Origin of the sequence: Micromonospora mirobrigensis, from assembly GCF_900091555.1 — a bacterium.
GTDB lineage: Bacteria > Actinomycetota > Actinomycetes > Mycobacteriales > Micromonosporaceae > Micromonospora > Micromonospora mirobrigensis.
In genome coordinates this window covers 262,231-282,754 of the sequence record NZ_FMCX01000003.1, presented here as the reverse complement: position 1 = coordinate 282,754, position 20,524 = coordinate 262,231, and the positions used below count along the sequence as shown (strand labels likewise).

The 20,524-nt window shown below is 73.7% G+C and carries 16 protein-coding genes and 1 pseudogene; 8 read left to right on the top strand and 9 right to left on the bottom strand.

What is annotated here, in order from left to right; all coding sequences use genetic code 11:
* Positions 1-20: 20 nt before the first annotated feature.
* Positions 21-1,409, top strand: coding sequence for a chitinase (locus tag GA0070564_RS12450; RefSeq protein WP_091607988.1), 1,389 nt, complete (start codon positions 21-23; stop codon positions 1,407-1,409).
* An 11-nt stretch (positions 1,410-1,420) separates the two neighbouring features.
* Here the strand turns inward: GA0070564_RS12450 and GA0070564_RS12445 are convergent, their stop codons facing one another.
* Positions 1,421-2,092: a DedA family protein gene (locus GA0070564_RS12445; RefSeq protein ID WP_091607983.1), complete on the bottom strand. Its 672-nt coding sequence runs from the start codon at positions 2,090-2,092 to the stop codon at positions 1,421-1,423.
* A gap of 121 nt (positions 2,093-2,213) precedes the next feature.
* The gene (locus GA0070564_RS12440) at positions 2,214-2,825 is read right to left on the bottom strand and encodes a DUF1349 domain-containing protein (RefSeq protein WP_091607980.1); all 612 of its coding nucleotides are present in this window, start codon (positions 2,823-2,825) and stop codon (positions 2,214-2,216) included.
* An 88-nt stretch (positions 2,826-2,913) separates the two neighbouring features.
* Between GA0070564_RS12440 and GA0070564_RS12435 the strand changes: the two genes are divergently transcribed.
* Positions 2,914-4,566 carry an alpha-amylase family protein gene (locus GA0070564_RS12435; protein ID WP_091607975.1) on the top strand — a complete coding sequence of 551 codons (1,653 nt, stop codon included), beginning with the start codon at positions 2,914-2,916 and terminating at the stop codon, positions 4,564-4,566.
* A 106-nt stretch (positions 4,567-4,672) separates the two neighbouring features.
* On the opposite strand, the gene GA0070564_RS12430 is transcribed toward GA0070564_RS12435, so the two are convergent.
* Positions 4,673-8,419, bottom strand: coding sequence for a S8 family serine peptidase (locus GA0070564_RS12430; RefSeq protein WP_218104924.1), 3,747 nt, complete (start codon positions 8,417-8,419; stop codon positions 4,673-4,675).
* 214 nt (positions 8,420-8,633) lie between these two features.
* Between GA0070564_RS12430 and fabG the strand changes: the two genes are divergently transcribed.
* The gene (gene fabG, locus GA0070564_RS12425) at positions 8,634-9,395 is read left to right on the top strand and encodes a 3-oxoacyl-ACP reductase FabG (RefSeq protein ID WP_091607973.1); all 762 of its coding nucleotides are present in this window, start codon (positions 8,634-8,636) and stop codon (positions 9,393-9,395) included.
* Here the strand turns inward: fabG and GA0070564_RS12420 are convergent.
* Positions 9,368-9,836: pseudogene (locus tag GA0070564_RS12420) on the bottom strand (hypothetical protein). The gene fabG and the pseudogene GA0070564_RS12420 sit on opposite strands and share 28 nt — an antisense overlap.
* Positions 9,829-10,224: a hypothetical protein gene (locus tag GA0070564_RS12415; protein ID WP_091607965.1), complete on the bottom strand. Its 396-nt coding sequence runs from the start codon at positions 10,222-10,224 to the stop codon at positions 9,829-9,831. The pseudogene GA0070564_RS12420 and the gene GA0070564_RS12415 overlap by 8 nt, the downstream one beginning before the upstream one ends.
* A 235-nt stretch (positions 10,225-10,459) precedes the next feature.
* Here GA0070564_RS12415 and GA0070564_RS12410 point away from each other — a divergent pair, with 235 nt between their 5' ends.
* Positions 10,460-11,359, top strand: a complete 900-nt coding sequence (locus GA0070564_RS12410; RefSeq protein ID WP_176730654.1) for a Gfo/Idh/MocA family protein — start codon at positions 10,460-10,462, stop codon at positions 11,357-11,359.
* A gap of 519 nt (positions 11,360-11,878) precedes the next feature.
* Complete coding sequence (gene erm / locus GA0070564_RS12405; RefSeq protein ID WP_091607960.1) at positions 11,879-12,715, top strand: ErmE/ErmH/ErmO/ErmR family 23S rRNA (adenine(2058)-N(6))-methyltransferase; 837 nt, start codon at positions 11,879-11,881, stop codon at positions 12,713-12,715.
* On the opposite strand, the gene GA0070564_RS12400 is transcribed toward erm, so the two are convergent.
* Complete coding sequence (locus GA0070564_RS12400; protein WP_091607956.1) at positions 12,699-12,890, bottom strand: DUF2795 domain-containing protein; 192 nt, start codon at positions 12,888-12,890, stop codon at positions 12,699-12,701. The genes erm and GA0070564_RS12400 overlap by 17 nt on opposite strands.
* Positions 12,891-12,979: 89 nt before the next feature.
* On the opposite strand from GA0070564_RS12400, the gene GA0070564_RS12395 reads away from it, so the two are divergent.
* Positions 12,980-14,236, top strand: coding sequence for an erythromycin esterase family protein (locus tag GA0070564_RS12395; protein WP_091607952.1), 1,257 nt, complete (start codon positions 12,980-12,982; stop codon positions 14,234-14,236).
* Between the two features lie 42 nt (positions 14,237-14,278).
* Here the strand turns inward: GA0070564_RS12395 and GA0070564_RS12390 are convergent, their stop codons facing one another.
* Positions 14,279-16,459 carry an MMPL family transporter gene (locus GA0070564_RS12390; protein WP_091607949.1) on the bottom strand — a complete coding sequence of 727 codons (2,181 nt, stop codon included), beginning with the start codon at positions 16,457-16,459 and terminating at the stop codon, positions 14,279-14,281.
* Positions 16,460-16,492: 33 nt separating this feature from the next.
* On the bottom strand, positions 16,493-17,038 hold the full coding sequence (locus tag GA0070564_RS12385) for a TetR/AcrR family transcriptional regulator (RefSeq protein ID WP_091609106.1): 546 nt from the start codon (positions 17,036-17,038) through the stop codon (positions 16,493-16,495).
* Positions 17,039-17,331: 293 nt separating this feature from the next.
* Here GA0070564_RS12385 and GA0070564_RS12380 point away from each other — a divergent pair, with 293 nt between their 5' ends.
* Both GA0070564_RS12380 and GA0070564_RS12375 read left to right on the top strand, forming a co-directional pair.
* On the top strand, positions 17,332-18,093 hold the full coding sequence (locus tag GA0070564_RS12380) for an isocitrate lyase/PEP mutase family protein (protein ID WP_091607946.1): 762 nt from the start codon (positions 17,332-17,334) through the stop codon (positions 18,091-18,093).
* Positions 18,094-18,232: 139 nt separating this feature from the next.
* Entirely contained in the window at positions 18,233-19,192 is a 960-nt protein-coding gene (locus GA0070564_RS12375) for a DNA polymerase domain-containing protein (RefSeq protein ID WP_091607941.1), read from the top strand.
* A 15-nt stretch (positions 19,193-19,207) separates the two neighbouring features.
* Here the strand turns inward: GA0070564_RS12375 and GA0070564_RS12370 are convergent, their stop codons facing one another.
* A complete protein-coding gene (locus GA0070564_RS12370) occupies positions 19,208-20,443 on the bottom strand; it encodes an ROK family transcriptional regulator (RefSeq protein ID WP_091607937.1) in 1,236 nt (411 codons plus the stop codon).
* Positions 20,444-20,524: the final 81 nt, after the last annotated feature.

Here is a 20,524-nt window from a genome sequence, read left to right as displayed (position 1 = left end):
ATGCCGCGCGGGAGGCTGCCATGAAACGGTCCGGAACGTTCGCCCTCTCCCTGCTCGCCGCGCTCGCGGTCACCCTCGGCGCGGCCTGGGCGGCGCCACCGGCGTACGCCGGCGGGGTGACCGCGAGCTTCGTCAGGACCGCCGACTGGGGCAGCGGCTGGGAGGGCAGGTACACCATCGCCAACGGCGGTGCGAGCAGCCTGTCGGCCTGGACCGTCTCCTTCGACCTGCCGGCCGGGACCACCGTCGGCACCTACTGGGACGCGCTGCTCACCAGCTCGGGCCAGCGGTACACGTTCACCAACCGGTCCTGGAACGGCACCGTCGCCCCCGGCGCCACCGTCTCCTTCGGCTTCCTCGCCAGCGGCCCGGGGGCGCCGGTCAACTGCCTGTTGAACGGCGCGCCCTGCGGCGGCGGCACGCCGTCACCGTCACCGTCCGGCACGCCGAGCCCGACGCCGACCGGCCCGGCACCCAGCACGCCACCGCCCACCTCGCCGCCGGACGGCACCCTGCCGAAGCATCTGCTCACCGGGTACTGGCACAACTTCGACAACCCCGCCGTCGAGCTGCGGCTGCGCGACGTCCCCGCCGAGTACGACATCGTCGCGGTGGCCTTCGGGGAGGCCACCGCGACCCCCGGGGCGGTCGGCTTCGCCGTCGACCCCGGACTCTCCGCGGCCCTCGGCGGCTACACCGACGCCGACTTCACCGCGGACGTCCGCACCCTGCGCGGGCAGGGCCGCAAGGTGATCCTCTCGGTCGGCGGGGAGGCCGGGCGGGTGGCGGTGAACAGCGCCGCGTCCGCGACCGCCTTCGCCGACACCACGTACGCGCTGATCCAGCGGTACGGCTTCGACGGCGTCGACATCGACCTGGAGAACGGCCTCGACCCCACCTTCATGGCCCAGGCGCTGCGCGCGTTGCGGGCCAGGGTCGGTGCCGGCCTGATCATCACGATGGCGCCGCAGACCATCGACATGCAGTCACCCGCCACCGGTTACTTCAAGCTCGCCCTCGACATCCGGGACATCCTCACCGTCGTCAACACCCAGTTCTACAACTCCGGGGCGATGCTCGGCTGCGACCAGAACCGGGCGTACAGCCAGGGCAGCGTGGACTTCATCGTGGCGCTGGCCTGCATCCAACTGGAGAACGGGCTGCGCCCGGACCAGGTCGGGCTGGGCCTGCCCGCCGGCCCCGGCGCGGCCGGCGGCGGCATCGTCGCGCCCGGCGTGGTCAACGCCGCCCTGGACTGCCTCGCCCGCGGCACCAACTGCGGCAGCTTCCGGCCGCCGCGCACCTACCCCGGCATCCGGGGCGCGATGACCTGGTCGGTCAACTGGGACGTGAGCAACGGCAGCGGCTTCGCCCGTGGCATCAAGCCGCACCTCGCCACCCTGCCCTGACGTCGACGCGGTCAGCGGCCGGCGGTCGTCGACTGCCGGCCGCGCCGCGCCCGGCGCCGCCGGATCTTCTTCGCCACCCAACTCACGATCATGATCCCGAAGACCGCGAAGATCGCGTAGTTGAACCAGCTGCTGTACCTGTCGACCTCCTGCCAGCGAGAGCCCAGTACGAAGCCCAGGCCGACGATCAGCGTGTTCCACACCCCGCTGCCCAGCGTGGTGAGCAGGACGAACTCGCCCAGCGGCATCCGGTTCGCGCCGGCCGGCACCGACACCAGGCTGCGGACCACCGGCACCACCCGGCCGATCAGCACCGCCCACCTGCCGTGCCGCTCGAACCAGCGGTCGGCCTGCTCCAGGTCGTCGGAGTCCACCAGCGGGATGTGGTCCAGCCAGCGCTTGAGCCGCTCCTCGCCGAGCGCGGCGCCCAGCCAGTAGAGGATCAGCGCGCCGACCAGCGACCCGACGGTGGCGGCGAGCACGATCAGCACCACGTTGAACCGGCCCTGCGAGGACAGGTAGCCCGCCATGGCCAGCACGATCTCGCTCGGGATCGGCGGGATGACGCTCTCCAGCGCGACCAGGAAGGCAACCCCGAACGCGCCCAGCGAGTCGATGACGCTCGCCACCCACCCGGTCAGCCCGCTGAACTGGGACGGGTCGACGTTCTGGGCGAGTGCCATGGGCGTCCTTCCGTTGACCGGCGGGGATCGGATGGTGGTACCCGCCAACCGGCCGCGCACACCTGCCGGTGAGCCGGCACACTGATCACCCGCTCAGCCCCCCGGCCCGCCGGCCGCCCGGTCAGCCCTCCGGGTGCAGCTCCGCGTCCGCCGGGCCGGTGCGCCAGCCGGTGAAGCGGACGGTCAGGCCCTCCCGGCTCGGTGCGCAGCAGAACGGTCCCGCCGAGGCCGCCGCCTGCGGCGGTAGCGGAGCGAGCCGGACCAGCCGCCACGGCTCGTCGTCGGCCCGGGCCCGGACGGTCAGCGCGTCCCCGGCCCGGCTGACCCGGACGGTGACCTCCCGCCCGGACCATTCCGGCACCGGGGCGAGCGACCAGTCCGACAGCTCCCGGGTCACCACCGCCCCGAGCTGGGGCAGCCCGTCGCTCAGCTCCACCCCGGTCTTCACCCAGTTCCGCTCGTCCACGTGGACGAGCACGCCGGCCTGGTCGAACTGCGTGGTGTAGTCGAGTACGAAGCTCACCTCGACCGCGGTTCCGCCGGGCAGCGGGGCGAGCAGCGCCGGGCCGTTGTCGTGCACGAAGCCGTAGCCGGTGTGCCGCCACATGTCGGTCTCCGGCCCGGGATCCACCAGCAGGTGGCCCTCGCCGGTCCGCTCCACCCGAATCGGCTGGTGCAGCCACCGGCCCTCGTCCCAGTCCACCGGGCGCCCGGCCTGCTCCTTGTCGACCATGCCGACACCATACGGCCGGGGCCGGCGGCGGACCGTCCCCGGCGGCCCCGGGTTTGCCGATCGGGGCGATCGGAGAAGTTACTCGGGCATGGGCGACAGGTGGTACTCCGAGGCGGTCGTCTACTGCCTCGACATCGACACGTACGCGGACTCCGACGGCGACGGGGTCGGTGACATCCGTGGCCTCATCGGCCGGCTCGACTACCTGGCGCGGCTGGGGGTGACCTGCATCTGGCTCAACCCGATCCACCCGTCGCCGAACAAGGACGACGGGTACGACGCCACCGACTTCTACAACGTCGACCCGCGGCTGGGCACGTTGGGGGACTTCGCCGAGCTGCTGCACCAGGCACAGAACCGGGGCATCCGGGTGATCATCGACCTGGTGGTCAACCACACCTCCGACCAGCACCCCTGGTTCCAGTCCGCCCGCTCCTCGCCCGACTCGCCGTACCGGGACTGGTACGTCTGGGCCGACGAGGAACCCGCCGACCGGTACCAGGGCATGGTCTTCCCCGGCGAGCAGCACGAGACGTGGAGCTACGACCGGACCGCCAAGGCGTGGTACTACCACCGGTTCTACAAGTTCCAGCCGGACCTGAACATCACCAACCCGAAGGTCCGCGAGGAGATCAAGAAGATCACCTCGTTCTGGCTCCAGCTCGGTGTCTCCGGCTTCCGGATGGACGCGGTGCCGTTCATCATCGAGGAGACCGAGCCGGGCAACGGCAACTCCCCGAAGGACTTCGAGTTCCTCACCGAGCTGCGCCAGCACGTGCAGTGGCGGCGCGGCGACGCGGTCCTGCTGGCCGAGGCGAACGTCGAGCCGGACCAGCTCCCGGTCTACTTCGGTGACGGCAGCGGGTCGGGCAACCGGATCCACATGCTCTTCGACTTCATGCTCAACGGCCGGCTGATGCTCGCCCTGGCCCGGGAGGACCCGGAGACGATCATCGACGCGCTGCGGGACACCCCGAAGCTGCCCACCGGCGGCCAGTGGGCGACCTTCCTACGCAACCACGACGAGATCGACCTGTCCCGGCTCACCGCCGACCAGCGCAACGACGTGCTGGCGAAGTTCGGCCCGGACGAGGAGATGCAGCTCTACGGCCGGGGAATCCGGCGCCGGCTGGCCCCGATGCTCGGCAACGACCGCCGGCACATCGAGCTCGCGTACGCCCTCCAGTTCTCGTTGCGCGGCACGCCGGTGCTCCGCTACGGCGAGGAGATCGGCATGGGCGAGGACCTGTCGCTCAAGGGACGGGACGCGATCCGTACCCCGATGCAGTGGTCGTACCAGCCGAACGGCGGCTTCTCCACCGCCGAGCCGGAGAAGCTGGTCCGCCCGGTGATCGACAAGGGCGACTTCGCGTACGACAAGGTGAACGTGACCGCCCAGCGCAAGGACCCACGGTCGCTGCTCGGCTGGTTCGAGCGGATGATCCGTACCCTGCGGGAGGCCCCGGAGGTCGGCTCCGGCACCACCACCCACATCGACGTGCCGATGCCGGCCGGGGTGCTGGCGCACCGGGCCGACGGTCCCACCGGCACGATGGTCTTCCTGCACAACCTGGGCACCGAGGACGTCGAGGTGGACCTGAGCACCCTGGAGTCCGAGGCGGACCTGCCGATAGACGTGCTCTCCGACCGGGGCTACGACGAGGTGGGCAAGCTGGACCGGTTGAAGCTCGCCGGGCACGGCTACCGCTGGATCCGGCTCTGCCGCAGCTGGTCGCGCTGACCCGACCCGCATCCGGCCCGGCACCGTCGATCGGTGCCGGGCCGGCGCGGTCCCCGGTCACGCGGGACGTCCGGCCGGTCGGCGCCGGCCGGACGTCCCGCGACGATCAGCGCACGCCGAAGGCGCGGATCACGGTCTGGACGACCGAGTTGCCCGCGCCGTCCGCGGCGCTCGCCCGCAGCGACACGTGTGTCGCGCCCTTCGGCGCCCGCAGGTTCGCCGTCCAGGCGCCCGCCGAGGAGTCGAGCGACTGCGTCGACCAGTGCGCGCCGTCGTCGTACGAGGTCTCCAGCGTGACCGGCCCGATGCCGGCACCAGCCACCCCGGGCAGCGGTGCGGCGGACACGGTCAGCGCGGTGCCGCCCTTCGCGGTGCCGGCGGCGTCGGTGTCGACCGAGTAGTCGAGCTGCAGCAGCGGCAGCACGCTCGACTCCACCCCGGCGGCCGGTGCCGCCGAGCGGAACGTCCACTCCGTCCGGGTGCTGGTCGAGTAGGGCCCGGCGGTCGGGTCCTGGCTGGTCCGGGTGACCAGCCGGTACGGCAGCTCGCCCGCCGCCGGCGCGGTGCCGCTGATCCAGGTGCTGCTGCTTTGGCCGAGCAGGGTGTCCCCCTGGTACAGCTCGTTGGTCTGCACGGCGCCGATCAGGGTCATGCCGACGTGGTCGGCCCCGCCCCAACCCGGTACGTCGAGGCTGAGCGTGTCGCCGGAGCGCACGGGCAGCTTGAAGTTGTTGTTCAGGTGCGGTCGCTCGATCGGCTCGAAGAACTCCTCGGTGCCGCTGCTGCCGGCCCGGTAGCCGGCCCGGGTGTCGATCTGGTACGTGCCGGCCTCGGCGTACGCCTCCTGACCCCACAGGTACAGGTCGCCGGTGGACAGCCAGTCGGTGCGGACCGGGGCGAGGGGGCGGTTGCTGGTCCGCCCGATGCCCCAGTTCGAGTACGACTCCCAGTCGAACCGGAACTCGCCGCCCCGGGCCCGCCCGGCGGGGAAGGTGAAGCCGACGTCGACCCGGGCCAGCGTCTTCGTGGTCTCGGTCCGGGTCAGCTCGGCGGGGATCCGGTTGTGGTACGCCTGGACCAGGTCGTACAGGTAGTCGGCGACCGGCTGCGACGCCACCGTGATCCTCGTTCTCCCCTGCTGGATCTGCGCGATCAGTGCCTCGCCCTCGTCCCTGCTGAGCAGCGCCACCTCGATGGGGGTGGGGGTGAAGAAGTCGGACCGGTAGTCGCGCACCTCCCGCCACGGGTAGTCGTTCACCACCAGCATCAGCTTCGCCCCGGCGGCGGTCGCCGCGGCGGCCTGCGTGGTGTCGCTGACGTCCCAGTTGTGCCGGACCACCACCACCTTGCCCCGGGCGTCCAGGTCGGCGTAGTCACTCGCCGCGCCGTTGCCGGCGTACACGGCGGGCAGCGTCCAGCTCCCCTTCGGCAGCTGGGTGGTGCCCTGCTGACGGACCACGTCGTCGAAGTCGACCTTCGCGGTGCCGACGCTGAGTACCGGCTGTTCCTTGCGCCAGCGGGCGCTGACATAGAAGTCGCCGTGCGTGACGTCATGGCTGGTCGGCTGCGCCCAGAAGCTGTCGTAGAAGACGCCGCCCTCGATGAACGAGCGCCAGAGCCCGTCCCCCTGGGCGCGGAAGTAGTCCAGCCGGGCGAACGTGTCCGCGGCCGGCTGCGGCACCTGCGACCGGACCCGCCGCGCCGCCGCCCCGTCCAGCCGGACCGTGGTGTCCGCGCGCAGGTCGATGTCGGGGTCGCCGAGCAGGGCCAGGCCGAGCGAGTTCGGTCCGTGGCTGCCGGTGACGTTGAGGAAGCTCATCGCCGAGTAGACGCCCTGGGGCAGGTACAGCTGGGCGGTGCCGTCGGGGTCGGTTGAGACGAAGTCCGGCCCGTAGCTGCCCGGCTGGCCCAGCTCGATGACGCCGGGGGCCGGCTTGCCGGCCCGGTCGGTCAGCACCAGCGTGAGCCGGTGGTACGGGGTGAACGTGCCGACGCCGATCGCGGTGCGGGTCAGCACCGTCCCGTCCGGCCCGGCGGCGACGAGCTGCCCGGTGTACCGGCGGCCCGCTCCGGCCCGGGAGGTGTCCGTGGTCAGGGTGACCGCGGTGGTGCCGTACGCGGGTACGGTCAGCCGCGGCGCCGACAGGCCGAACAGTCCGGCCGGCGCGGTCGCGGCGTCCACCGTAAGGTCCAGCGTGATCGGCTGCCCGGTCGTGTTGGTGAACGTCACCGGGTGCCTGACCGCGCCCGCCCGCGCGGTGTCGTATGCGACGGTGGTGAAGACGGTGCCGGTGGCGACGATCGGGGCGCTTACCGCCGCGGCGACGTCGACCCGGCCGGTGCCGGCCTGGTACGCGTCGTACTGCGGGGTGGCTCTGGTCGTGCTGACCAGGGCGTCCTTGAGCTGCTGGCCGGTCCAGTCCGGGTGCCGCGCGGCGAGCAGGGCGGCGGCCCCGGCCACGTGCGGCGCGGCCATCGAGGTGCCGTCGTGCCGCTCGTAGAAGCCCTCGCCGGGCGAGTACTGCGACCGGGCCGCGAGGATCCCGACGCCGGGCGCGGTCAGCTCCGGCTTGATGGCCTCGTCGCTGGTCCGCGGCCCCTGGCTGGAGAAGTAGGCGAGCTGGTCGGCGCTGTCGACCGCGCCGACGGTCAGTGCGGCGTCCGCCGCGCCCGGGGCGCTCACGGTGCCCGGGGCGCCGTTGTTGCCGGCGGAGACGACGAAGAGGGCACCGGTCTCGGCGCTGAGCGCGTTGACCGCCTGGCTGATCGGGTCGGTGCCGTCGCTGGGCTGGTTCGAGCCCAGGCTCATGTTGACCACCGTGGCGCCGGCGTCCCGGACCGCCCACTCCATGCCGGCGAGGATCCACGAGTCCAACCCGTAGCCCTGGTCGCTGAGCACCTTGCCCACCGCGAGCCGGGCGTCGGGGGCGACGCCCTTCTCCCGCCCGTCCGAGGCCGCGCCGGTACCGGCGATGGTGGAGGCGACGTGGGTGCCGTGCCCGACACGGTCGGTCAGCTCCTCGCCGGGCACGAAGACCCTCGACTCGACGATCCGGTCGGCGAGGTCCGGGTGGCCGGCGTCGATGCCGGTGTCCAGCACGGCCACGCGTACGCCCGCGCCGGTGTCGCCGCCGGTCCACACCTCGGGGGCGCCGATCTGCGCGGTGCTGTCGGCGAGGTCGGCGTGCACCCGTCCGTCCAGCCAGATCTTGGCGATCCCGCCGCCGAAGCGTCCGCTGCCGCCGGTGGTGGTGGTCGATCTAGCGGTGGACCGCCCGGCGGTGATCGCGGCCCAGAACTCGTCGGCCCGGTGGCGGTCCTCGCTCAACGCGGCGCCCTTGATGCTGCTCAGGGTCCGGGTGCGCGTCGCGCCGGTGGGTGCGGTCGTGGTCCGCAGCCCGGCCGCCGCGTCGTCGTACGACACGATCAGCGGCAGCTGGTCCACGTGCGCGTCGTCGTAGCCGTCGGCGATCAGGCCGGTGACGTTGAACAGCCGCTTGTCGAGAGTGCCGGCGGCCAGGTAGGGGAGCACGGCCTGGGGATACACGAAGAGGTCGGCTCCGGACTCCACCACGCGTACGGGGGAAGGGGTGCCGTCCGGGCGTCGGGTGTCGACGGTGCCGCCGTTGCCCGTCCGCCGGGTGGTGACCACGTCACCGGTGATCAGGGTGACCGATCGGGTGCCGGGTGGGACGGACCGGCCGGATGCCGGTGCGGCGGGGGCGGTGGTCGTCGGGCCGGGCTGGGTGGCCGGGCCAGGGGCGGCGGCCAGGGCTGGTGTGCCTCCGGTCGCCGCCAGGACCGCGGAGACCACGGCGGTGAGCCGGGCTCGGCGGGGGTGGGGGAACTTCACGGGCTGTCGTCCTTGCCTCGTCTACTGATCCAGTCGCCGCCTGAGGGGACGGCGACGCCTCCGGCTGCCCCTGCCACCAGCTGATTGCCGCCGGGCAAGCACATCGATCGGAGGACCGACGAGACGGTACGCTGCCAAGATCGTTTCGTATAGGAGAACTTTCCGCCGCGGGTTAAGCTCCTTCGATCGAGCCACAAGTTACCGGGAGGTAATCATGTCGGAGGAGCAGCAGCGGGTCGCCATCGTGACCGGAGCGGCACGCGGGATCGGTGCCGCCACCGCGCGCCGGCTGGCCGCCGACGGGATGGCCGTCGCCGTGGTCGACATCGACGAGTCGGCCACCAGGGACACGGTGGACGCGATCGTCGCCGCCGGCGGCCGGGCCCTCGGCGTCGGCGCGGACGTCGCCGACCGGGCGCAGGTCGAGGCGGCCGTCGAGCGGGTCGCCACCGAGCTGGGCGCGCCCACCGTGCTGGTCAACAACGCCGGGGTGCTCCGCGACAACCTGCTGTTCAAGATGACCGACGGCGACTGGGACACCGTCCTCGGCGTGCACCTGCGGGGTTCGTTCCTGTTCAGCCAGGCCGTGCAGAAGCACATGGTGGAGCGGAAGTGGGGCCGGATCGTCAACCTCTCCAGCACCTCCGCGCTGGGCAACCGGGGCCAGGCGAACTACTCGGCGGCCAAGGCCGGCCTCCAGGGCTTCACCAAGACCCTCGCCATCGAGCTGGGCCCGTTCGGGGTGACCGTCAACGCGGTCGCGCCCGGCTTCATCGTCACCGAGATGACCGCCGCGACCGCCGCCCGGATGAAGGTCAGCTTCGAGGATCTCCAGAAGCACGCCGCCGGGGAGATCCCGGTCCGCCGCCCCGGCCGGCCGGAGGACGTCGCGCACACCATCTCGTTCCTGGTCAGCGAGGGCGCGTCCTTCGTCTCCGGCCAGGTCATCTACGTCGCCGGCGGCCCGAAGGACTGACCCGGGCGGCCCGCTCGGTGGGGCCGGTCAGGAGTGGCTGCGGGTGCGCCAGAGCCAGGCGAGACCGAGGATCGGCAGCACCAGCGGGATGTAGCCGTAGCCGCTGCCGAACTGCGACCAGACCGTCTCGTCCGGGAACAGTTCCTTGTCGACGAGGCTGAGGATGCCGACGGCGACCACCCCGACCAGCTCCACCGAGCAGCACACCAGGGCGGTGCGCCGGCCGGCGTGCCCGGACCGGGCCAGCCCCACCGCGGCCACGATGTAGATCAGCGCCGCCACCGCGGAGAGCAGGTACGCCACGGGCGCCTCGCCGAACCTGGTGGCGATCTGGAGGCCGGCACGGGAGGTGGCGGCGATCGCGAAGAGGATGTAGACCGCGATCAACAGCCGGCCCGGCCCACGGTTGGTGGCCCGCTCCGGGGCCCGCGTCTCAACCACCGACGACCTCCCAGGTCTGCTGGAGCCGGACCACGACCACCGGGGTGACCAGGCAGACCGCGCAGACGATCGCCGAACCCCAGCGGGTCGGTTCCATCCGGGCCAGCACCCAGGCCAGCGGCGGCAGGCAGACCAGCGTCACCAGGTAGCCGAAGAAGGCCCCCGGCTCGCCGGGTCGCTCGCCACCGCCGACGGCGACCAGCGCCACCACGGCCAGCGCGAGCAGCAGCAGCTCCAGCACCGCCAGGCCGGCGAACTGCACGCGGTCCGGGGCGCGGTGCCGCAGCGTCGCCACCAGCGCCCACACCGCGAGTACGAGCGACAGCACGATGCCGGCCGTCGCGAGGATCCCGTCCACCGGCGAGCCGGCCGCGGCCGCGCTGGTCATCGGGGGACTCCGGTCCCGTTCTCGGTCACCGGCACAGCCTACTAACCGGTGTAGTACTCACCGTCGCCCCGGTGGCCGTGGCGCGCGTCGGCGGCGCCTGCTGAACGGGTCGGCCGCGTCGCCGGGCGTGCGGGCCCTGGCGGGTCGGCCCCGTCGCCTGCGTCGGCGGGGCGGGGCGGCTAGCGTGGATCCCGTCGCGGCGTCGCCGTGACGTCATGACGAGGCGGGGGTACACGTGCTGCGGTTCGGTCTTTTCGGCACCGGTCACTGGGCGGCGGAGACGCACGCCGCCGCCATCGGCGCGCACCCGGCCACCGCCCTGGTCGGGGTCTGGGGACGCAACCGGGACAAGGCCGCCGAGCTGGCCGCCCGGCACGGCGTGCCGGCCTACGACGACGTGGACGCCCTGATCGACGCCGCCGACGCGGTCGCCGTCGCCCTGCCGCCGGACGTGCAGGCCGACATCGCCTTCCGGGCCGCCACCGCCGGGCGACACCTGCTGCTGGACAAGCCGCTGGCGCTCAGCCTCGCCGACGCGGACCGGGTGGTCGCCGCCGCGCAGCAGAGCGGGGTCGCCTCGGTGGTCTTCTTCACCCAGCGGTTCCACCCGAACATCACCGGCTTCCTCGCCGCCACCGCTGCGGCGGGTGGCTGGCAGCACGCCCGAGGCACCCAGTTCGCCTCGATCTACCAGCCCGGCAACCCGTACGGCGACTCCCGCTGGCGGCACGAGAAGGGCGCGCTGTGGGACATCGGCCCGCACGCGCTGTCGCTGGTGCTGCCGGTGCTGGGCCGGGTGACCCGGGTCGCCGCCGTCGACGGGCCGAGTGGTCTGGTGCACCTGCTGCTCACCCACGACGGCGGGGCGACCAGCTCGTTGGCGCTGACCCTGGACGCGCCGCCCGCGGCGGTCGCCCGGGACTTCGTCTTCTTCGGCGAGAACGGCATCGAGGTGGTGCCGCCCGGTGACGGCAGCGCGCTGACCGCGTACTCCACGGCGCTCGACCAGCTGCTGGAGGAGATCAACGCCGGCACCCGCGACCACCGCTGCGACGTGCGGTTCGGCCGTGAGGTGGTGGCGGTGCTCCAGGCCGCCGAGGTGGCCCGCGCCCAGGGCCGCACCGTCGAGGTCTGACCCGGCCCGCCGGGCCGCCGGGCCCGGCGCTCCGGCTGCCGAGCGGGTGGCCCTTCGGTGCCTACGGACCTGAGGGCGTGGGCGACTCAGGCCGTTCGGGCGGGGGTGGCCTCTCGAGCGGTGGTTAATCCCTCGCGGGGCGGCGGCGCGGCCGCTAGCGTGCGGGGCATGTTCACGCATGCCCTGATCGACGTGGCCGCCGCGCCGGCCGCGCGGGGCCTCCTGCTGGTGGCCCGCCCGTGGATCCGGCGCCCGGCCCTGGCCGGCCGGGACGCCCAGCGCGCCTGACCCGACCGATCGCCCGACCGTGCCGGTGACCGGCCGGCGGTGAGCTCGCGCCCGTGACCGGGCCGCGCGGTCGGTCTCCTGCCCGTGACCGGGCCGGGGCGATCAGCCGCGCCCGCTTTCGCGTTCCCGTCGACGTTCCAGGGTCGTCCGAGTCCCGATCCGCTCGGACAGGCCCCGCTTCGCGCTGCCTGTCCGTACCGCCGCCGCCCGGCGGCAGACAGGACGATCTCCGTGGCGCCCCGCCGAACCCGTACCACCACCGCCCGCGACCGGTCCCGGCGCGTGCTGTCCCAGAACTTCCTCACCGACCCGACCGCCGTCGACCGGCTGGTCCGGGCGGCCCGACCCGGCCCCGACGACCTGGTCGTGGAGGTGGGCGCCGGCCGGGGGCAGCTCACCCGGCCGCTCGCCGCCGGCTGCGGCCGGCTCGTCGCGTACGAGGTGGACCCGGCCGTCCTCGACCAGTTGGACCTGGTCCGCCGGGACCACCCGCACGTCACCGTCCGGCACGCCGACTTCCTCGCCGCCGAACCGCCGGCCGAGCCGTTCGCCGTGGTCGGCAACATCCCCTGGTCGCTGACCGCCGCCGTGGTCCGCTGGTGCCTCACCGCGCCCGGGCTGCGCTCGGCGACGCTGCTCACCCAGCTCGACTACGCCCGCAAGCGCACCGGCGACCACGGCCGGTGGAGCCGGCTGACCGTGTCGACCTGGCCGGAACACCACTGGCGGTTGGCGGGCCGGGTGCCCCGGACCGCGTTCCGGCCGGTGCCGGGCGCCGACGGTGGCATCCTGCGGATCGACCGCCGGCCCGAGCCGCTGCTGCCCCGGGCCGCGCTGCCGGCGTACGCGCGGATGGTGGAGCTGGGGTTCGGCGGGGTCGGCGGCTCGCTCGCGGCCTCGCTGCGCACGGCCCATCCCCGGGCCCGGGTCGACGGCGCGTTGCGTGCGGCCCGGATCGACCCGACCACGCCGGTCGGGCTGGTCTGGCCGGAACAGTGGCTGGTCCTCTTCCGGCTGCTGCACGCCCGCGATCCACGGGTCGGACAGCGGGTCAGGCGAGGGTGTTGAGCGCCTCGTGCAGCTCGGCCGGGTCGTCGAACTGCTCGGCCGGCAGCGCCCGCAGCATCTGCAGCAGCTCGGTGCTGGCCCCGTTCTCCTGCCCCCAGCGGACCAGGTCCTCCCGGGAGACCGGGTAGTCGAGCCCGGCCAGGTACTCCTGCAACTGCACGCCGGTGACGGTCATGCCGCCCGGCTACCCGTTCCACCGCCCGGCACACCGCCCGCCCGACCCGGCCGGCGGTTTGCCCGGCGACCCGCCGGGTAGCCCCCGGCATGCTGGTTCAGCGGCTCGGCGCGCCGAGCGACTTCGATCCGTTGCTGGAGCGCGTCCGGGACGCCCGGATCGTGATGATCGGTGAGGCCACGCACGGCACCTACGACTACTACCGGTTGCGCGAGCAGCTGACCCGGCGGCTCGTCGCCGAGCAGGGCTTCGACTTCGTCGCCGTGGAGGGGGACTGGCCCGACTGCGACCGGGTGCACCGCTCGGTGGTCGGCGCGCCCGGCGGCCTGGCCGACCCGCAGACCGCCCTGGAACGCATCCAGCGGTGGCCGACCTGGATGTGGGCCAACACCGAGGTGGCCCGCTTCTGCCGCTGGCTGCGGGCCTGGAACCTGGAGCGGCCGGAGGGGGAGCGGGCCGGCTTCCACGGGCTGGACGTCTACAGCCTCTGGGACTCGATGCAGGCCATCTTCGACTACCTCGGCGAGGAGGACCCGTCCTCGCTGGAGGCGGCGCAGGACGCGTACCGGTGCTTCGAGCCGTACGGCAAGCGGGTCGAGGAGTACGGCGCGGCCAGCCGGTTCGTCTCCGCCCGCTGCGAGGAGGAGGTGGTCCGGTTGTTGGCGCGTACCCGGGAACAGGCCGCCGCGGACGGCCCGGACCGCTTCTCGGCCTGGCAGAACGCGGAGGTGATCGCCGGCGCGGAGCGCTACTACCGGGCCATGGTGCACGGCGGCCCCGAGTCGTGGAACATCCGGGACATCCACATGGCCGACACCCTGGACCGCCTCCTCGACCGGTACGGCCGGGACGCCCGGGGCATCGTCTGGGCGCACAACACGCACGTGGGCGACGCCCGGGCCACCGACATGGCCGCCGACGGCATGATCAACATCGGCCAGCTGGCCCGCGAGCGGTACGGCGACGCGGCGGTCGCGCTGGTCGGCTTCGGCAGCTACCGGGGTACGGTGATCGCCGCGCCGCGCTGGGGCTCACCGGCCGAGGCGATGGTGGTGCCGCCGGCCCGGGAAGGCTCGGTCGAGCGACGGCTGCACGAGCTGATGCCCGATCGGGCGGTGCTGGTCTTCGGCGGCGCCGACCAGCCCGGCTGGGTCACCGGCGAGGCCGACCACCGGGCGATCGGGGTGGTCTACGACCCCAGCTTCGAGTCGTGGGGCAACTACGTGCCGACCCGGCTCGCCGACCGCTACGACGCCTTCGTCTGGTGCGACGAGACCACCGCGCTGCACCCGCTGCCGGCGCTGAGCGGCTTCGGCGAGATGGAGACGTACCCGGCGGGGGTCTGAACGGGCGGAGGCCCCCTGCGCCGCAGGGGGCCTCCGCCGGGTTCACACCTGGGCGGGTTCGCGGTCGGCGAGGTGGGCGCGCAGGCCCTCGCCCTCGACGTCCACGTTGGGCAGGATCCGGTCGAGCCAGCGCGGCAGCCACCAGGCCGCGTTGTTCAGCAGCGACATCACCGCCGGCACGATGGTCATCCGGACGATGAACGCGTCGACCGCGACGCCGACGGCCAGCGCGAAGCCCATCGACTTGATGACCGGGTCGTCGAGGAAGACGAAGCCGCCGAAGACCGAGATCATGATCAGCGCGGCGGCGGTGACCACCCGGGCGCCGTGCCCCATCCCGTTGATGGTGGCCTGCCGGGCGGTGTCCCCGTGCACGAAGTCCTCCCGCATCCGGGAGACCAGGAAGACCTCGTAGTCCATGGCCAACCCGAACAGGATGCCGATCAGCAGGATCGGCAGGAAGCTGATCAGCGGGCCCGGGGTGTCCAGCCCGACCAGGCCGGCCAGGTGGCCCTGCTGGAAGACCGCCACGGTGATGCCGAAGGTGGCGGCCACCGTGAGCAGGAAGCCCAGCGCGGCCTTGACCGGCACCAGGATCGACCGGAACACCAGCATCAGCAGCAGGATCGACAGCCCGACGACCAGCAGCAGATAGACGGGGAGCGCGGCGGAGAGCTTCTCGGACACGTCGATGCCGATCGCGGTGACGCCGGTCAGCAGCACCTCGGCGTTGCCGATCCGGCCGACGTTGTCCCGGATGTCGTGCACCAGCGTCTCGGTGGCCGCGTCGGTCGGGCCGGTCTTCGGGATGACCCCGAGCAGGGCCGTACGCCCGGTCGGGTCGAGCTGCGGCGGGGCCACCGCCAGCACCCCCTCGGTGCGCTGGATCAGCGCCGCCACCTGCGGCACGGCAGCCTGCGTGGCCTGCGGCGAGTCGGCGGTGACCACCACCGCGAGCCGGCCGGTGAAGCCGGGGCCGAAGCCCTCCTTGATCAGGTCGTTGCTGACCCGGGCGGCGGAGCCCTCCGGGGCGGTGCCGGCGTCCGGCAGCGCCAGCCGCATGTCCTGCGCGGGCAGGGCGAGCAGCCCCAGGCCGAGCAGGCCGACCAGGATCACCGGGATCCGCAGCCGGGTGACCCAGTTCGCCCAGCGGAAGCCGAAGCCGGAGCGGTCCTCCGAGCCGGTGCCGTCCGACTCGACGGCCTCCCGGCCGCGCAGCCTGCGGGGCAGCACCCGGCGGCCGGCGAAGCCGAGCAGCGCGGGGGCGAGGGTGATGGCGACCAGCACGGCGACGGTGACCGTGCCGGCGGCGGCCAGACCCATCACGGTGAGGAACGGGATGTCCACCACGGCGAGGCCGGCGAGCGCGATGACCACGGTGGCGCCGGCGAAGACCACGGCGGAGCCGGCGGTGCCGACGGCCCGGCCGACGGCCTCCTCCGGGGTGAGCCCGTCGAGCAGGTTCTGCCGGTGCCGGGAGGTGATGAACAGCGAGTAGTCGATGCCGACGGCGAGGCCGAGCATCAGCGCCAGGATGGGCGCGGTGCTGGTCAGCTCGACGGCGCCGCTGAGCGCGAACAGGCCGGCCATGCCGACGCCCACGCCGATCAGCGCGTTGAGCATGGTCATCCCGGCCGCCACCAGGGAGCCGAAGGTGATCACCAGGACGATCGCGGCGACCAGCACACCGAGGGCCTCGGTGGAGCCGACCTCGGGCTCCGAGTTGAGCACCTCACCGCCGGGGGCGATCTGCCAGCCCTTCGCCTCGGCCTGCGCGCCGACCTTCTCGTACGCGGCGCGCTGCTCGTCGGTGACGTCGTCCGCCCGGCCGGCGAACTGCACCTGGATCAGCGCGTACCGGCCGTCCTGGCTCAGCGCCTTGACCTGGTACGGGTCGACGGCGCCGACCACGCCGGGCAGGGTGGCCGCCTCCTGGGTGACCTGCTTGACCACGGCCTGACCCTCGGGGGTGACCAGGCCACCGGGTTGCGGCGCCTTGACGGCGATGGTGCCGGTGGCGCCGCTGGCCGCGGGGAACCGGTCGGCGAGCAGGTCGATGGCCCGCTGCGACTCGGTGCCGGGCATGGTGAAGTTGCTCGCCGTCGGGCCCTTCAGGGTGGCCGCGGCGATGCCGAGGCCGACGAGCACGACGAGCCAGGTGACGGCGACGAGTCGCCGCCGCCGCAACGAGGCCCGGCCGAGCCGGTACAACAGGGTCGCCATGGAGTCTTTCCTTGTCCTCGGGGTCGGTACGGGTCAGCTGACGGGTTCGACGGCCCGCCGCACGACGGCCAGCAGCGCCGGCCGTAGCTCGTCGTCGGGGATGTCGATGAACTCGGCGCAGGTCTCGGCGATCCCGGCGAGCACCACCAGGGCGGCGATCCGGGCGACGGGCCGGTCGCTGTGGCCGGCGAAGGCGTCGACCAGGCGTTCGGAGATCTGCTGGATGTGCGCGAAGGCGGGCTGCTGGAGCAGGTCGGGGAACTCGCCGCGGAGCAGGGCGATCTCCCGCCGGAAGCGGACCGCCAGGTCGACGAAGCCCTCGGTGGCGACCTGCTGGGCGGCGGCGCCGGTCTGCCCGGCGAGCCGGGCGTCGAGCGCCTCCAGCACGGTGATGGCCGGGGCCATCAGCTTGCCGAGCAGGGCTTCCTTGTTGGCGAAGTGGTAGAGCACGGTGGCCTTGGAACAGCCGACGGCGCGGGCGATGTCCTGCAACGAGGTGCCCTTGTAGCCGGTGACGGCGAATCGCCGGGAGGCCGCGATGAGGATCTCGTCGTGGGTCTCGGACACCGCTCTGGCCATGCCGTCCAGCATGCCTGACCGATCGGTCAGACGCTGACCGATCGGTCAGATGAGTTCGGTGGTGTTCGCCACAACCGGCCGTCCGGCCAGTTCTCGTCGCTGCCCGTCCAGTCCGCCAGCCACTCTCCGGACCAGGTGAGGGCCGGGCCGATCCCCTCCACCTGACGCTCCAGTTCGGTGGGTAGGCCGCCGGAGGGCTGTGCCGCCCGGCGGCCCGCCCGCGCCGGACGGCTCATTCCGGCCGAGCGGAATTGGCCCTCGGGCCGGCGCCGTCGACGTCCGACAATCGGGTCATGACGCTGACCGACCGCGCCGCCGCGCTGCGCGCCCTGCACCGCCCCGGCGACCCGCTGATCCTGCCCAACGCCTGGGACCCCGGCTCCGCGAAGGCCGTCGCCCGGGCCGGCTTCCCGGCCGTCGCCACCAGCAGTGGCGCCGTCGCCGAGTCGCTGGGCCATGCCGACGGCGAGGCCACCCCGGTCGACGCGATGCTCGACGCGGTCGCCCGGATCGTCGCCGCCGTCGACGTGCCGGTCACCGCGGACATCGAACGGGGGTACGGGCTGGGCCCGGCCGAACTGGCCGAGCGGCTGCTCGCCACCGGGGCGGTCGGCTGCAACATCGAGGACTCCGACCCGCGTACCGGCGCCCTGGTCGACCCGGCCGAGCAGGTCGCCCTGCTCGCCGCGCTCCGGTCGGCGGCCGGCGCCGGCCTGGTGGTCAACGCCCGGGTCGACGTCTTCCTGCACGCCACCGCCGACCACGGTGAGCTGCTCGACGCCGCGGTCGACCGGGCCCGGCGCTACCTGGCGGCCGGCGCCGACTGCGTCTACCCGATCGTCCTGGGCGACCCGACGCTGATCGGACGGTTCGTCGAGGCGGTCGACGCGCCGGTCAACGTGCTGGCCCGCCGCGACGTGCCCGGGCCGGCGGAGCTGGCCGGGCTGGGCGTGGCCCGGATCAGCTACGGCTCCGGCGTGTACGCGGCCGCCCGTGCCCGGGCGGCCCGGATGCTGACCGCCGTGCGGGACGGCCGCGACCCGTTCACCGCGTGAGCACGGGCCCCCGGTCAACGCTTTCGGGATAGGAAGTGCCCCTTTCAACCGCTCGGGACGGGCCCGGCAGCGCCGCCGTCGGTCGGAGCTGGCGACGCGGCGGGTTGACCGCCGAGCGGCCACCCGGGAGGGTGATCGGATGAGCGGAGCCGACGAGACCCGGGACGGGGTGGCGCTGACCAGCCTCGATCAGCCGCTGTCCGACGTGGCGGACGCGACCAAGCGGGACCTGGTCGACTACCTGGACGCGATGGCCGACCGGATCCTGCCAGAGCTGCGGGACCGCCCGCTGTCGGTCATCCGGGTCCGCCCGGGCCAGCCGCCGTTCATGCAGAAGAACCTGCCGAGGTACACCCCCGACTGGGTGCGCCGGACGCCGGTCTGGGCCGAGGCGTCGCACCGGGAGATCTCGTACGCGCTCTGCGACGACCGGCGTACCCTGCTCTGGTTCGCCAACCAGCGGGCGGTCGAGTACCACCCGACCCTGGGGAAGGCCGCCCGCCCGGACCGCCCCACCCACCTGGTGCTGGACCTCGACCCGCCGGAAGGGGACGCGTTCGACGCGGTCGTCCGCACCGCCGGCCTGGTCCGCCGGGCGCTCGGCGACCTCGGCCTCACCGGGGCGGTGAAGACCAGCGGCGCGAAGGGCCTGCACGTGTTCGTGCCGGTGGTCGACGCGACCACCGCCGAGGAGGCGGCTGCCGCCACCAGAGCGCTCGCCGTGCACACCGAGCGGCTCGACCCGGCGCTTGCCACCACCGCCTTCATCCGCGAGGACCGGGGTGGCCGGGTGTTCGTGGACCCGACCCGGGCCGGCGGGGCGACGGTGGTCGCGGCGTACAGCCCGCGGATCCGGCCCGGCCTGCCGGTCTCCTTCCCGGTGGCCTGGGAGGACCTGCCCCGGGTGCGCCCGGCGGACTTCACCGTGCGGACGGTGCCCGCGCTGGTCGGCACGGGGGATCCGTGGTCGGCGCAGATGCCCGCGCCGCAGCGTCTCCCCACCGAACTCGTCGCCGAGGGGCGGACCATCCCGGTGGCCCGGGTGCAGGCGATGCACGAGGGGCGGCGCCGGGCCCGGGCCCGGCGGGACGCCGGCTGAACCGTCGCGTCCCGGTCAGTTGGGCAGGCCGGCGTTGAGCGGATCCGCCAGCAGCTGGTCGAAGGCCAGCTCGGCGGCCCCGATCAGGGCGGCGTCCCGGCCGAGCATCGCCGCCCGCAACTGCACGTGTTCCCGGGAGGCCGGCAGCGCCATCGCATCGAGGCGACGGTGGACCGTGGCCGACCCGGCCAGGTAGATGGCGCGTAGCGCGCCGCCGAACACCACCGTGTCCGGGTTGACGATGTTGACCAGGTTGGCGACGCCGAAGCCGAGCCAGTCGGCGACCCGTTCGACGGCGGCCACGGCAGTCGGTTCGCCGTCGGCCGCGGCGCAGAGGATGCCGGGCACGGCGTCCCCGTCGGCCGGGTCCCGGCCGCTGTGGCGGAGCAGCGCGGCCTCGCCGATCTCGGTCTCCCAGCAGCCGCGCGAGCCGCAACCGCAGGGCACGCCGGCCGGCCTGACCACCATGTGGCCGACCTTTCCACCGTGCCCGCGGTGGCCGGTGACCAGCCGGCCGCCGATGATGATGCCGGCGCTGACGCCCAGGTCACCGTGCAGGTAGACGACGTCGTCGACGCCGGCCGCCACTCCGCGGACGTGCTCGGCGAGACCGGCGATGTCGGCCAGGTCGCCGGTGACGAAGCCCGGCCGGGCGCCCAGTTCGGCGTCGAGCGCGGCGCCGAGCGTGTCGGTGCCGCCGATCCGCAGCCGGCCGTCGAGGTCCCGGGTGGTGTCGGTGACGGCGACCGCGCCGCCCACGAAGAGGGCGTCGTCCGTGACCGCGCACTCCATGTCCCGGACGAGACCGGCCAGTGGTGCGACGGCGTCCAGGGGCGACATGCCACGGGGGCGAGCGGTCTCGCGCCGGTCGAGGATGCGGCCGCCGAGGCCGACCCGGGCGGCCCGCAGCCGGTCCGCGTCGATGCTCAGTCCGTGCGCGTAGACCCGGTCGGACCGGGGGCTGACCACCAGTGACGGCCGGCCGGCCCGACGGGTGGCGGTCGGCGCCTCCTCGGTGACGAGGCCGACGGCGGTGAGGTCGGCGGCGAGCGCGCCGATCGTGCTGCGGTTGAGGCCGAGCCGGGCGGTCAGTTCGGCCCGCGAGGTGGGGCCGTGGACGTGCACGTGGCGCAGTACCGCGCCGAGGTTCTGTCGCCGGATCTCCTCCTGGCTGGCGCCGGGCGCCGAGGGGGTCGGGAAGTCCGGGCCGCGGGAGGGCCGGGCGAGTCCGGGACGTACGGGTGTCACCACGCTCTGGTCTCCTCCCTCCGGGTCGCGCGCGACGGGCGGGAGCCCGTCATGACGAAGGGGTCCCGGAAGAAAGACTTCCAG

What these genes read in the sequence shown, in the direction of transcription:
- GA0070564_RS12450 (WP_091607988.1), top strand. Translation starts at nt 21, where the DNA reads ATGAAACGGTCCGGAACGTTCGCCCTCTCCCTGCTCGCCGCGCTCGCG.
- GA0070564_RS12445 (WP_091607983.1), bottom strand. Translation starts at nt 2,092, where the DNA reads ATGGCACTCGCCCAGAACGTCGACCCGTCCCAGTTCAGCGGGCTGACC.
- GA0070564_RS12440 (WP_091607980.1), bottom strand. Translation starts at nt 2,825, where the DNA reads ATGGTCGACAAGGAGCAGGCCGGGCGCCCGGTGGACTGGGACGAGGGC.
- GA0070564_RS12435 (WP_091607975.1), top strand. Translation starts at nt 2,914, where the DNA reads ATGGGCGACAGGTGGTACTCCGAGGCGGTCGTCTACTGCCTCGACATC.
- fabG (WP_091607973.1), top strand. Translation starts at nt 8,634, where the DNA reads ATGTCGGAGGAGCAGCAGCGGGTCGCCATCGTGACCGGAGCGGCACGC.
- GA0070564_RS12415 (WP_091607965.1), bottom strand. Translation starts at nt 10,224, where the DNA reads ATGACCAGCGCGGCCGCGGCCGGCTCGCCGGTGGACGGGATCCTCGCG.
- GA0070564_RS12400 (WP_091607956.1), bottom strand. Translation starts at nt 12,890, where the DNA reads ATGACCGTCACCGGCGTGCAGTTGCAGGAGTACCTGGCCGGGCTCGAC.
- GA0070564_RS12395 (WP_091607952.1), top strand. Translation starts at nt 12,980, where the DNA reads ATGCTGGTTCAGCGGCTCGGCGCGCCGAGCGACTTCGATCCGTTGCTG.
- GA0070564_RS12390 (WP_091607949.1), bottom strand. Translation starts at nt 16,459, where the DNA reads ATGGCGACCCTGTTGTACCGGCTCGGCCGGGCCTCGTTGCGGCGGCGG.
- GA0070564_RS12385 (WP_091609106.1), bottom strand. Translation starts at nt 17,038, where the DNA reads ATGGCCAGAGCGGTGTCCGAGACCCACGACGAGATCCTCATCGCGGCC.
- GA0070564_RS12380 (WP_091607946.1), top strand. Translation starts at nt 17,332, where the DNA reads ATGACGCTGACCGACCGCGCCGCCGCGCTGCGCGCCCTGCACCGCCCC.
- GA0070564_RS12375 (WP_091607941.1), top strand. Translation starts at nt 18,233, where the DNA reads ATGAGCGGAGCCGACGAGACCCGGGACGGGGTGGCGCTGACCAGCCTC.